The sequence below is a fragment of the Iningainema tapete BLCC-T55 genome (assembly GCF_014698965.1).
Taxonomy (GTDB): domain Bacteria; phylum Cyanobacteriota; class Cyanobacteriia; order Cyanobacteriales; family Nostocaceae; genus Iningainema; species Iningainema tapete.
In genome coordinates this window covers 1-12614 of the sequence record NZ_JACXAE010000054.1, presented here as the reverse complement: position 1 = coordinate 12614, position 12614 = coordinate 1, and the positions used below count along the sequence as shown (strand labels likewise).

Annotated in this window: 11 protein-coding genes; 8 read left to right on the top strand and 3 right to left on the bottom strand. The window is 41.6% G+C overall.

Annotated features, from left to right (window positions below; genetic code table 11):
• Nucleotides 1–1015: 1015 nt before the first annotated feature.
• Nucleotides 1016–2191, top strand: coding sequence for an RNA polymerase sigma factor RpoD (rpoD, locus tag ICL16_RS15610; RefSeq protein ID WP_190829308.1), 1176 nt, complete (start codon nt 1016–1018; stop codon nt 2189–2191).
• A gap of 145 nt (nt 2192–2336) precedes the next feature.
• Here rpoD and ICL16_RS15605 read toward each other — a convergent pair whose 3' ends face one another.
• Together ICL16_RS15605 and gyrA are read right to left on the bottom strand one after the other, a co-directional pair.
• Complete coding sequence (locus tag ICL16_RS15605; protein ID WP_190829306.1) at nt 2337–2516, bottom strand: chlorophyll a/b-binding protein; 180 nt, start codon at nt 2514–2516, stop codon at nt 2337–2339.
• A gap of 218 nt (nt 2517–2734) precedes the next feature.
• Nucleotides 2735–5221, bottom strand: coding sequence for a DNA gyrase subunit A (gene gyrA / locus ICL16_RS15600; RefSeq protein WP_190829304.1), 2487 nt, complete (start codon nt 5219–5221; stop codon nt 2735–2737).
• A 260-nt stretch (nt 5222–5481) separates the two neighbouring features.
• Between gyrA and ICL16_RS15595 the strand changes: the two genes are divergently transcribed.
• Complete coding sequence (locus ICL16_RS15595) at nt 5482–5886, top strand: response regulator (protein WP_190829302.1); 405 nt, start codon at nt 5482–5484, stop codon at nt 5884–5886.
• A 144-nt stretch (nt 5887–6030) separates the two neighbouring features.
• Here ICL16_RS15595 and ICL16_RS15590 read toward each other — a convergent pair whose 3' ends face one another.
• Nucleotides 6031–6927 (bottom strand): tetratricopeptide repeat protein, encoded by an 897-nt coding sequence (locus ICL16_RS15590; protein ID WP_190829300.1) that lies wholly within the window; start codon nt 6925–6927, stop codon nt 6031–6033.
• A 259-nt stretch (nt 6928–7186) separates the two neighbouring features.
• Between ICL16_RS15590 and ICL16_RS15585 the strand changes: the two genes are divergently transcribed.
• From ICL16_RS15585 to ICL16_RS15560, 6 genes are all read left to right on the top strand, one after another.
• Nucleotides 7187–8743 carry an efflux RND transporter periplasmic adaptor subunit gene (locus ICL16_RS15585; protein ID WP_190829298.1) on the top strand — a complete coding sequence of 519 codons (1557 nt, stop codon included), beginning with the start codon at nt 7187–7189 and terminating at the stop codon, nt 8741–8743.
• Nucleotides 8744–8760: 17 nt separating this feature from the next.
• Nucleotides 8761–10032, top strand: a complete 1272-nt coding sequence (locus tag ICL16_RS15580; RefSeq protein WP_190829296.1) for an ABC transporter permease — start codon at nt 8761–8763, stop codon at nt 10030–10032.
• A 1-nt stretch (nt 10033) separates the two neighbouring features.
• Nucleotides 10034–10705, top strand: coding sequence for an ABC transporter ATP-binding protein (locus ICL16_RS15575; protein ID WP_273038794.1), 672 nt, complete (start codon nt 10034–10036; stop codon nt 10703–10705).
• A 207-nt stretch (nt 10706–10912) separates the two neighbouring features.
• On the top strand, nt 10913–11377 hold the full coding sequence (locus tag ICL16_RS15570; protein WP_190829294.1) for a type II toxin-antitoxin system VapC family toxin: 465 nt from the start codon (nt 10913–10915) through the stop codon (nt 11375–11377).
• Nucleotides 11378–11383: 6 nt separating this feature from the next.
• Nucleotides 11384–11944: a type II toxin-antitoxin system VapC family toxin gene (locus ICL16_RS15565; protein WP_190829292.1), complete on the top strand. Its 561-nt coding sequence runs from the start codon at nt 11384–11386 to the stop codon at nt 11942–11944.
• Nucleotides 11945–12108: 164 nt separating this feature from the next.
• A complete protein-coding gene (locus ICL16_RS15560; RefSeq protein ID WP_190829290.1) occupies nt 12109–12396 on the top strand; it encodes a hypothetical protein in 288 nt (95 codons plus the stop codon).
• Nucleotides 12397–12614 lie beyond the last annotated feature (218 nt).

The window sequence follows — 12614 nt, the reverse complement described above, 5'->3', positions numbered from 1 at the left end:
TAATTAATATAAAAGTATGAAAGATGACAATCATATCAGCTTGTCTCAAAGCAGGATCTGTCTGTAGATTGTTGTGGACGCTTTAATGGTATCTATGATGTCAGCGCAGTAGTCTCCACATGAGTACTTATTAACCTAAACTTTAACTAAAGTGTTTATTCGTCACTATGTCTATGAGGTAGTTGATATATTATGCAGCAAGTAGCTGCCTCTTTACCAAATGATTGATTTAAACGTATACGCGCTTAGAGTGATGATAATAAGTTGTGACAGTAAACTCGCTATGGTCAGCTTGTGTTGACTATGATGGTGTAAGTCGTATATGTGGCATCGATTCTATGCATTTTTACGCTTTTATTAGCTAATATTCATAATTTAGCTGTCAAATCCTTTTTGAATTGATTAAAATATCGTTGTATACAATAAAAACAGTTTGTCAAGTTTCATAGGGTTGAGATTTATGCATTGTGCGCTAAGTTGGATGAAGACAAGTTATGGTCAAAACCAAATTCCTCAACCAGAAAGGCACAGTATCTAAGTAACATGTGTTGTGCATAATACTTAAGTTAACACGGAGATATGTACCAAACTTTGAATTGGAAAAAAATACGACGGCAAATTCATTTAAGTTTTGCTGACAATTCAGAACAAGGGTACAGGCGACGATGTGTTTTTGATAGAGCAGCTTTCACTTTACTTAATGAGTTTATGAATACCACATAAAAAAAGTGCAATTTCTGTGAAACAGGCTACAATCGGAACAGAATTTACAAAAAAAATCCCCCAACGGTTATATTAGTTTGTATGGATTGATGAGTTTTGTTCGTAGTCTAAAATCTTTTTAGACATAAAGATTCACGCATCGTCTTGCGATGCAACACATTTGGCTATGACGCAACATAAAAATGGCGGCGAAGTAGCTAAAATTTTTCAAGGCAAACAACAAAGCTCTTTCTAAGAGCAGTCAACATATATCCTGAGTAATTGATTCTGCAAGGAGCATGAGGAACGCGGCATGAACCAGGCTAACAACGTACTCGAAAACATTTATCAGCCTGACCTAGAAATAACAAATCAGCCTGAGATCGAGTTAGAGGAACTCTTGGTAATAGATGAAGAAGAGGACTTATTGATTACCGATGAAGGCGAAATTGATGAATTTTTAGAGCCTCAGTCTGATGAGGACGACGCAAAGTCTGGAAAAGCCGCTAAGTCGCGTCGTCGCTCACAAACTAAGAAAAAGCATTATACAGAAGATTCGATTCGGCTTTACTTACAAGAAATCGGTCGCATTCGTCTACTACGGGCTGATGAAGAAATTGAATTGGCACGAAAGATTGCTGATTTACTCGAATTAGAACGAGTGTACGAAAGACTTTCACAGCAGTTGGATCGAGAACCACAGCATAGTGAGTGGGCAGAAGCAGTACAATTACCACTACCACAGTTTCGTTATCGCCTGCACATCGGTCGCAGGGCAAAAGACAAAATGGTGCAATCTAACTTGCGCTTAGTAGTCTCGATCGCGAAAAAGTATATGAATCGCGGTTTGTCTTTCCAAGATTTAATTCAAGAAGGCAGTCTCGGTTTGATTCGTGCTGCAGAAAAATTCGATCATGAGAAAGGCTACAAGTTCTCTACATACGCGACTTGGTGGATTAGGCAGGCAATAACGAGGGCGATCGCCGATCAATCCCGGACAATTCGCCTTCCTGTTCACCTCTACGAAACTATCTCTCGGATTAAGAAAACCACCAAGTTGCTTTCTCAAGAAATGGGACGCAAACCCACTGAAGAAGAAATTGCAACGAGAATGGAAATGACTATTGAAAAGCTGCGGTTTATTGCTAAATCTGCTCAGCTACCAATTTCACTAGAAACTCCTATAGGTAAAGAAGAAGACTCTCGACTAGGCGATTTCATTGAGTCAGATGGTGAAACACCAGAAGACCAAGTTTCCAAAAATCTTCTGCGCGAAGACCTAGAAAAAGTCCTTGATAGCCTTAGTCCTCGCGAAAGAGATGTTCTTAGACTGCGCTATGGATTGGATGATGGGCGCATGAAGACTTTGGAAGAAATTGGTCAAATTTTCAATGTCACCAGAGAACGTATTCGTCAAATTGAAGCGAAAGCTTTACGTAAGTTACGTCATCCCAACCGTAACAGCGTTCTCAAAGAGTACATCCGCTAAGGGGAATCGACGTCCCTAGTTCCCAGGCGATCGCTTGGGAATATAGCTTTTCTCTATGGGGTGCAATACATTGTAGGGACATGGCAATGCCGTGTCCCTACATCGTTTTTTATTGATTTTATTTAAGAGAAATCTGTAATCTTAATTACAGGATACCCCAGAAATGTAAGAAGCCCTGACCAGTAAACAGTTCAATCAAAGCTGCGGCTAAGAAGCCGATCATTGCCAAACGACCATTCCAAATTTCTGCTTGGGGAGTAAAACCCCAACGCCAAGCATTGCGATCTTCCATTACGGGGGTTGTAACTTTTGTTGCGTTTGTCATGATTTTGGCTCCAAGCTTGAACTTTTATGTTTGTGTTACCTTTTGTAAACTACTATAACAAGTTTTGTAAAAAATGTCATATTTATTTATATATTTATTGTATCAAATTGACTTATGGGAAAATAACTGATGATAAAGAAAAGCTATAACAGAAATTAGACCCCCCCTTGGCAAGGGGGGCATGAGGGGATCTTTTTAAATCCGTAGCCCAGGTATATCTAAGAGCGCAACTCGGTAACGGTAATGATTTTTTCATCACGGTTAAGTTGGAGAACACTTTCACCTATAGTGTCTCTACCAGATACAGATACCGTTTCTACGCTTGTACGGACAATTCGCTGCTGATTAGTCACGATCGCCACTTCAGTTCCTGGATTTGCCAGTACCACACCAGCTAAGTTGTCACTCTTATGAGTAAATTTGAAGAACTGAGTGCCGAGTTCACCTCGGCTAGCCAGTCGTATACTGCTTGCTCCGATACGCTTGGCGTATCCTAATTCAGTTACCAATAACAGCTGTTGGTCTTTGTGGAAAGTAACACAACCAACCATCTTTTCCTGTAGACGCAGGCGTAAAGCTTGCAACCCCATCGCAGTACGTCCCATCACAGGTAATTGTTCGTCGTCCACTTTAAACTTCAAAAGTCGCCCACCTGAACTAGCCAAAACTAAATGTTCACCTGTAGTTGTGAACTGGCTAAATAACAATTCGTCGTCGTCTTTTAATTTCAAGATGGTAATACCACGCCGAGTCAAGTTAGTAAATTCTAGTAACGGTAAGCGCTTAATTCTTCCCTGCTTAGTGAGCAAAATCATTTCTGCATCAGGATTATCTGGGAGTAAAAAGCGATCAACAACAGCTTCTTGTGTACCCTGAGCAGTAGTAGTCAGTAAAGTAATTAAAGGTGTTCCGCGTGGAGAACGTCCAGTGGTGGGTGGTATATCTCCAACTTTAATCGGGTAGACTTTACCACCATTAGTTAGTACCAACAACTCTTTTTCTGTATCAGTCGCAGCGGTTTGAATTGTGAAGTCATTATCTGAAGCACCATTGTCAGATTTTGACTTTTTAGCGGCGGAACTCAGACGTCGCACATACCCCTTTTGGGTAATTTCTAAAACTACTTCTTCTGGTGGAACCTCCAATTTTGGATTTTCCTCCCCTACTCCCCTACTCCCCTGCTCCTGTGCTCCTGTGCTCCTGTGCTCCTCTACTAACTTAGTCCGACGAGAGTCATTGTACTTGCGCTTGAGAGTGCGCAAATCTTTTTTCAGTGACTTCAATAATTCGCGGCGATCGCTCAGTAAAGTCCGCAGCAACTGAATTTGCTCTGTGAGTTGCTCTGATTCCTTTTGTAAATTTTGCTGTTCTAAACTTGTTAACCGTCGCAGTGGCATAGCTAAGATCGCATCTGCCTGCACTTCACTTAAAGAGAGTCGATTTTGCAGTTCTATTTTTGCTGTTGTACCATCTGCAGCATGGCGCAAAATATCGATGACTTCATCTAGTTGAGAAAGTGCAATCAGCAAACCGGACACCAAAAGCAACCGACTTTCGGCTTTTTCTAACTCGTGAGAATAGCGGCGAGAGAGAGTTTGTTCGCGGAAATTCAAGAACTCCTGCAATAGTTGACGTAAACTCAACTGACGCGGTTGACCATTTACTATACTCAGGAGGATCGCGCCAAAATTAGTTTGTAAAGCAGTCAGATGATACAATTGCTGGAGAACTTCATTCGGGTTAGTGTCACGTTTAAGTTCAATTACTACCCGCATCCCAGTGCGATCGCTTTCATCACGAAGATCGGCAATTCCCACCAGACGCCCTTGATTCACTAGTTCAGCAATTTTCTCAATCCAACCTGCCTTATTCACTTGATAAGGCAACTCCGTCACCACAATTGCTGTGCGCCGCTTGCTACCTCGTCCCGGATTAATCTCCTCAAAAGTAGCAACACCTCTGAGTACGATCCCACCTTTACCTGTAGTGTAAGCTTCACGAATCCCCGCATTACCGACAATTTCTCCACCAGTGGGAAAATCAGGTCCAGGAATTAGCTCAAATAACTTTTCATTACTTAAATCTGGGTTGTCAATTAGTGCGATTAACCCATCCACCACTTCCCCCAAATTATGAGGTGGAATATTAGTCGCCATTCCTACAGCAATACCCGTACAGCCATTCAACAATATGAACGGTAGCTGTGCTGGTAGTACAGTTGGTTCTTGCTGAGAATTATCAAAGTTGCCGATAAATTCTACAGTTTCTTCACCAATTTCCGCCAACATCCCTTCGTGACTGATGGGCGCGAGGCGCGTTTCCGTGTAGCGCATCGCTGCTGGTGGGTCATTATCTACACTGCCAAAGTTACCATGTCCTGCTAGTAAGGGGTAGCGGCTAGAAAAGTCTTGCACTAACCTTACTAAGGCATCGTAAACCGCTTGATCGCCGTGGGGATGGTATTTACCCAACACATCCCCCACAACACGAGCGCATTTACGATAAGGTCGATCTGGAACTAAACCTAGTTCGTGCATGGCGTATAAAATCCGCCGATGAACTGGTTTTAAGCCATCGCGCACGTCTGGTAAAGCTCTCCCGACGATCACACTCATGGCATATTCTAGGTAAGACCGTTGCATCTCAGTATGCAGGGCTGTAGTAATGACCTGTCCCGTTGAGAGAAGGTTTAACTGTTTTGCCATGAGTTTTTTCCCTGAATTTTAACTATACAAATGTTGTTGTAATTGAAGACTATAGCAACCACAGCATAACGAATGAAATGCTGATCATTACAAAATCTTGATAGTCATTGGATAAAAAGCAGTAGTATTATCCTGAATGACGGGGATGCACATGGATTAATTCAAAGGATGTACAAGTGTGTTTCCTATTGGGTGGTAACTCCCGATTGATTCGCGTACACCTTCAACCTTTAACATAGGTGATTAAAAGTCAAATTCTCATGAAAACAGTTTTGATTGTCGAAGACGATCTGATTAATGCTCGCGTTTTTTCCAAGATTTTGACCAAGCGGGGTGGTGTGTCAGTGAAGCACACTGAAAACGTGGAAGAGGTAATGACAATTGCCCAAGCGGGAGAAGTTGACATTATTTTGATGGATGTTTCTCTGTCACGAAGTGTTTACCAGGGTAAGTCTGTTGATGGTATTAAGATTACACAAATGTTGAAATCTGATCCACAAACAGCCAAATTACCAATTATTTTGGTCACAGCTCACGCCATGGAAGGCGATCGCGAGAACTTTCTCAAGCAAAGCGGTGCAGATGGCTACATCTCCAAACCAGTGATCGATCATCAACAGTTTGTCGATCAAATTTTGTCACTGCTTCCCAAAGACGACAACTAAGACACTGTAGAGCGGCGAAAACCTTTTTTAGGTAGCCGCACTCTAGGCGTCTTTTTCTAATATATATGTACTACTGAATGGTACTTTTTAGCAATAGTTATTGGATATTGGGCAGAGAAAAAATGCCCATTACCCGAAACCCACTTATTGCGTCCGTGTTCTTCTAGGTTGAGAAGAGTTTTCTCTTTGCCCTAACGCCGCTTGAATCCGAGGTAATGACAAGAATTTCTTCGTATCCGATAGTAGACGTTCGCCCCAGAGATTCTGCTTGAGGAAATCCAAATCGCCGTAACGCTCATCAATCCGGAGTGCGGCTTCTCCCATTGCTAACGCTTGTTGCTGATTTCCTCTAGTATACATTGCCACAGCTAATGCCAGTAGGGGTTCCGATTCTGGCTGTTTAAGAGCTTTGGCAATGGGAATTGCTTGTTGCCATTGCTTCATCGCTCCCTGAAGATCTCCCTGCTCGTACAAAATTAAGCCCACATTGTTAATAGCAGGCCAGAATTTTTTGTTAAAAGAGACAGCTTTTTTGTATTGTACAAGTGCTTCAGGCTTTTTACCCACCATATAGTAAGCGTTGCCTAAATCAAATAGTCCTTCTGGATCATTAGGCTTGAGATTCAAACCAGTTTGAAAATATCCAATTGCCTCAGAGTACTTTTGCTGCTGAAAGTGAGCAGAACCCAAAGCAAAGTGGATATCACCGTTCTTGGGATTAAGAGATTGTGCTTGTTTCAAAGCTGTGATTGCATTATCCAAATTTTTAGTTTGCAAATACAACCCGCCCAGGAGCAACCATACTTTATCGTTCTTGGGCGCTAGTTGAGAAGCCAACCGCGCTCTTGGTAAAGCTATTTCATACTGTTGAAACTGAGCTAGTTGAGCCGCCTCTTGTGCCAAACTCAACCCCTGCTGTTCCAACTTCGTTACATCCAGTTGCAGTGTATGAGGGATCAAAGCTTGTGCATAAACATCTCTAGGAGTACTCAATAAACCACAAATAACCAAAATTGAAATTAAACCAATTCGTTTTGGCACACTCCACCTCGGGCCCGCTAATCATAGAATCTTTCAGCTAGCTTAAACGATCTCAGCTATCGACGACAGCAAAATTTCGCTTCTTTCAACTACACTGGTAAATGAATCGATACCTAGCAATAATTTTGTGAGCAAAAAATATTGCTAAACTTGTGACTTTCGTCATGTATGAGTTTGGGACTTTTGACTCATGTGATGGCAACAGAGTAGTGTATAAGATGGGTTTATGCTTGTCAGTTATACTAGTCACCATGGGAACATGAAAATTGATACAACACAGACTGTAGATTCTACGAATTTATTTAAAGAAGTAAAGAAAAAAAACAGGACTGGGTGGCTACCTTGGTTAATCACTCTTTTACTTTTAAGTGGAGTAGGATACGTAGTATACCATCAATTAGTCATTGTTCCCACTCAAAAAGCAGCAAGCAGAGTACTGACAAATCCTGTAGAAAGGCAAACTCTACCCATCACGGTTTCCGCCAACGGAACAATTAAGCCCATACGATCAATCAACGTCAGTCCGAAAAATTCGGGTGTACTGAAAAAACTACTAGTTAAAGAAGGCGATACAGTTAAGCTTGGGCAAATCCTCGCTTACATGGATGACTCTAACCTACGCGGACAGCTAACCTCTGCACAAGGACAACTAGCACAACAAGAGGCAAATTTACGTAAGTTAATTGCCGGAAATCGCCCTCAGGACATTGCTTCTGCCCAAGCACAATTGGATGAAGCTCAGGCAACTCTACAAAAGGCGATCGCAGGCAATCGACCCCAAGATATCGGTCAAGCACAAGCACGGTTAAACAGCGCTCAAGCTACCTTAAGAAAAGCCGAAGATGATTTTCGCCGCAACCAAGAACTTTACAGATCGGGAGCCATTGCCCTGCAAGTTGTCAACCAAAAACGCGCAGATCGAGATAGTGCCGCTGCCGAAGTAGCCCTAGCACAGCAAGCACTGTCTTTACAAAAAGCCGGTTCACGTACAGAAGACATTGAGCAAGTACAAGCTGCTGTAAGACAAAGACAACAAGCTTTATCACTGCTCAAAGCAGGAACAAGAAAAGAAGAGATTGACGCAGCGCGTGCCCAAGTAACTTCTGCTCGTGGTTCGCTTCAAACTATTCAAACTCAGATCAACGATACTATACTTCGCGCACCTTTTGATGGTGTTGTTACGCAAAAATTTTCTGACCCCGGCGCATTTGTCACACCGACAACCTCTGGTAGTGCTGTTTCTAGTGCTACTTCTTCTTCTATTTTGTCCCTAGCTTCTAACAATCAAGTTGTGGCAAATTTAGCTGAGGTAAATATTGCCAAAATCAAGATTGGTCAGAACGTGAGCATCAAGGCAGATGCTTTTCCCGGCAAAACCTTTGAAGGTCGAGTCAGTGAAATTGCGGCACAAGCAGTAGTAGATCAAAATGTTACTAGTTTTCAAGTCAAAGTAGCAATAGTCAACGATCCCGAAAAGTTGCTGCGTTCGGGGATGAATGTGCAAGTAGATTTCCAAGTTGGTAAATTGGAAAATGCCCTGGTTGTACCTACAGCCGCAGTTGTACGCCAACAGCGAGCAACTGGTGTGTATTTGATGGGGGCAGATAACAAACCTGTTTTCACTCCGATTGAAACTGGGGTGACGGTAAATAACTTTACTGAAGTACGCTCAGGATTAAAAGAAAAAGATAAAGTATTGCTCAGCTTTCCACCTGGGTTACGACCGCAATCTACACCGCGAGGCGGAATCTTTCCTGGTGCAGGAGGTTCTTCTGGTGGTAGGGGTGGTCGTTCTGGTGGTGGCGCTCCTTTTTAGTAAAAAATTATTACATTATGTTTAAGGGGTTTTTCCATAAGAAAAGTAGTCGCACAGTATCATTAGCAGAAATATTATCAATGGCGCTCGATGCACTGTGGAGTAACAAATTACGCACAGGATTAACTATGCTAGGTGTAATTATTGGTATTTCTTCGGTAATTGCGATTACCTCTGTTGGACAAGGTGTGCAAAAAGCTACAGAACAACAAATCCAGGCTTTAGGTACAAACGTTCTTTCGGTTTTTGCAGGTGCGGCAAGAAGCGGGAATGTGCGTCAAGGGCTTGGTTCTGCTAGTACGTTGACTTGGGATGATGCTAAGGCGATCGCTAAACAAGCTCCCTCGGCACAATTTGTTTCAGCCTATTTACAACGTTCTGCACAAGTAGTATACGGCGGACAGAATACTTCCACATCAATTTTCGGCACGGATTTAAACTACCCAGAAGTGAGAGATGTCCAAGTTAGTAGGGGTAGATATTTTAACACAGAAGAATTAAATACGGCGCAGTCGGTGGCAGTGATTGGACCGACAGTTAGAAGCACACTCTTTGAACGGGGAGTCAATCCCATCGGTGAGAGAATTCGGATTCGTGGAGAAGCCTACGAAGTAATTGGCATAACGGAATCTAAAGGTTCTCAAGGCGGGGTAGACAGAGATGACCAAATATACATCCCCCTTACCAGTATGTCGGCGCGATTAGTTGGTAATAATGCCTTGTCAGGTGTTTCTGTTAGTGTAATTTTGATCAAGACGAGCAATCAAGAGCAGTTAGATGCGGCTCAGTTTCAAGTAACCAACATCTTGCGCCTGCGTCACAACATTTATCCGCCTCAGGTTGATGATTTCCGCATTAGCAACTCTGCTGATATTATTAGTACTTTTACTAATGTAGTGGGTTTATTTACGGTGATGGTAGTGGCGATCGCCGGAATTTCATTATTAGTTGGCGGTATAGGCATTGCCAATATCATGTTAGTTTCTGTTGTGGAGCGGACAAGAGAAATTGGAATTCGCAAAGCAGTAGGAGCTACATATTCAGCTATCCTCAATCAATTTTTAGCAGAAGCGATCGTCATTTCCACTCTTGGTGGAGGAATTGGGATAGGAAGTGGCGTTTTGATTGCGGCGGCGGCGGCGTCTATTTTCAAGTTTCCATTTGTAATTTCTCCCTTGTCAATCATCGTCGGTTTTGGACTGGCGTTTACAGTTGGGTTAATTGCTGGGGTGATTCCTGCACGTAACGCCGCCAAGTTAGATCCCATCGCTGCTTTACGGAGTGACTAATATGCCTACAATGATTTGGATGGAATCGATCACCAAAACCTACCGTTTGGGCGAAGTCAATGTCCCAGTACTCAAGGGGATTAACCTGTCAATTGAGGAAGGGGAATACGTCGCCATCATGGGTATGTCTGGTTCTGGTAAATCCACACTCATGAATATTATCGGTTGCCTCGACCGTCCTACAGATGGACACTATATCTTGGAAGGCAGAAACTTGACTACCTTTGATGATGATGAATTGGCTTATATTCGCAATCAAAGGATAGGTTTTGTTTTCCAACAATTTAATCTATTACCTCGCGCTTCAGCAGTGGATAATGTGATGTTGCCAATGGTTTATGCCAATGTGCCTAAATCACAACGCCGCCAACGAGCGATTGAAGCTTTGAGGAGGGTAGGTTTAGGCGATCGCATCTTCAACCGTCCCAGTCAACTTTCCGGTGGGCAACAACAACGTGTGGCGATCGCTCGTGCTTTGGTAAATCGACCGGCATTAGTTTTGGCAGACGAGCCAACAGGAGCTTTAGACACTCAAACTTCCGAAGAAGTAATGAATCTGCTCACAGAATTAAACGAGCAAGGCATCACAATTGTGATTGTTACTCACGAACCAGATATCGCTGAGCAAACAAAAAGAACTATCCGCGTTCAGGATGGTTTAATTGTCGGGTGAACTAAGCTAGTCATCATTCATTTTTCAAAGGTAACTCGTTCGTAGTAAGGGCTTTAGCCCTTTCCCAACGTGCAATCTAAATGCTCATAAGCTTAGGTTTCTGTTTCCACAGAATATGAATATTTCTGGTAATTGTTATAATCTAGTTACTACATCTACTTCTACTGATACCGTTGACCTTACTTCTGTTACGTTTAATGTATAATTTTGAATAAAAAATCATCAATGAATAACAAAAGTACATTATCTTCAATCACTAAACTAAAGGTTTTTCTTGACACTTCCGTCTTTGTCAGGTTGTTATCTGGACATAAAGAATTATTGAAATTATTTTCGGAAAAAATTTTGAGCCAAGTAACTTATGTAACTAGTCCAATTGTTTTTCAAGAGTTAATTCTTGCCGCATCGCGCACCAATAAACAGGTTGATTTAGATAGCATCATACCATATGTAGATATCGTCAATCCGAATATTTTTGATAAATCCTTTCAAAAAGAACTGCAAAATTTCCGAAATCGTGTAGCACATAGTAACGATGTGTTAATCATGTCAACGGTAAGGGAAGTTAATAGTGATTATCTATTAACTTATGATCAAATACTAATAAAAGAATCAGCAGATAAAAAATACAAAGCTATGCCTCCAGAAGAGTTTTTGAGTATGATTGAATAACTGAATATGAAAGTGTATATTGACACTGGAGTTTTTCTTGATTATCTCGCTCTTCGTGGTCATGCAGGTGGTTATGTAAGAACAGCAGGCCGACGGGGAAGAACAGTTCAACAACTTTCAACAGATGCCGCAGAGTGTCTTAAACTAATAAACTCGCATCATGACGGTTGTACATCAAGTTTGACACTTTATGAAGCTGAAAATGTAATGTACGGAAGCATTAAGAGTTTATCAAGCGGGTTATCAGATCGTAATAGATACTTAATTACCTCAGCACGTTCTCTCACAATGCAGGTTCTCTCTGTAGTGTGGTTTTATAATATACAGGTTATTGACCTTACGAAAACTACATTTGAAAAGGTGGTGGCAGAAATAGAACTTCAAAAAAGAGCAATTGAAGCTGGAGACTCTATTCATGTAGTTACTGCCTTAACCGAAGACGTAGACTTAATAGTTTCATCTGATGAAGACATACTTAACTTAGATAAGCTATTTCAAAACACACGTGGTAATAAAATACAGTGTTTAGATACAGATAGCACTTTATCCCTACTCCAAACTCTTTAAGCTAGGTTTAGCATAATTTATAATCTATCAGTGAAATAAATTCCAAACACAGTTCTGGAATTATTTACTAGTTATAAATGATTTGTTGTTCACATTGATGAGTGAAAATGATGTAATCCGAATCATTTCAGCCCGTAAAGCCACATGAAAAGAGCGAGAGTACTATGAAAGTTGAAACTTTGAAACAACGTTTGGACAAGAATCGCCCGATGATAGCGGTTACTATTCGCATACCGGAAGACGTAGTAGAAGATTTGAAGCGAATTGCACCAATGCTTGGTTTTCCCGGTTATCAGCCATTGATCCGTGCCTATATAGGGCAGGGAATGCGAGTAGACTTAGAACGGCAAGAGTTCAGTACGGTAACAGCTTTAATTGCAAGTTTGAAACGGCGAGGTGTCAGTGATGATGTGCTTCCTGAAGCACTAGCTGAAATAGGCACTTCTTGCTAAACTACAGTATTCACCTTGAGGATATTCGACATTTTCTTCCAAAAGCTGACCTTGCTTAAATTCAAGCATCTGCTATGACTTTTTATAGTACAAATGTAATATAAAAAAGAATAAGGGGTAAGTTGTTGATTATAGTATAATTAGGGCTTGCTGACAAAGTAGAAAAAGGTAACACTGTGCGGATTGTAAACCTTATACGTCTTGTTAAGTGCAAGAAA

Bases quoted from the DNA above. Each gene is read 5' to 3' on its own strand.
- gyrA (WP_190829304.1), bottom strand. From the start codon at position 5,221: ATGGCAAAACAGTTAAACCTTCTCTCAACGGGACAGGTCATTACTACA.
- rpoD (WP_190829308.1), top strand. From the start codon at position 1,016: ATGAACCAGGCTAACAACGTACTCGAAAACATTTATCAGCCTGACCTA.
- ICL16_RS15580 (WP_190829296.1), top strand. From the start codon at position 8,761: ATGTTTAAGGGGTTTTTCCATAAGAAAAGTAGTCGCACAGTATCATTA.
- ICL16_RS15575 (WP_273038794.1), top strand. From the start codon at position 10,034: ATGCCTACAATGATTTGGATGGAATCGATCACCAAAACCTACCGTTTG.
- ICL16_RS15565 (WP_190829292.1), top strand. From the start codon at position 11,384: ATGAAAGTGTATATTGACACTGGAGTTTTTCTTGATTATCTCGCTCTT.
- ICL16_RS15595 (WP_190829302.1), top strand. From the start codon at position 5,482: ATGAAAACAGTTTTGATTGTCGAAGACGATCTGATTAATGCTCGCGTT.
- ICL16_RS15560 (WP_190829290.1), top strand. From the start codon at position 12,109: ATGAAAGTTGAAACTTTGAAACAACGTTTGGACAAGAATCGCCCGATG.
- ICL16_RS15605 (WP_190829306.1), bottom strand. From the start codon at position 2,516: ATGACAAACGCAACAAAAGTTACAACCCCCGTAATGGAAGATCGCAAT.
- ICL16_RS15585 (WP_190829298.1), top strand. From the start codon at position 7,187: ATGAAAATTGATACAACACAGACTGTAGATTCTACGAATTTATTTAAA.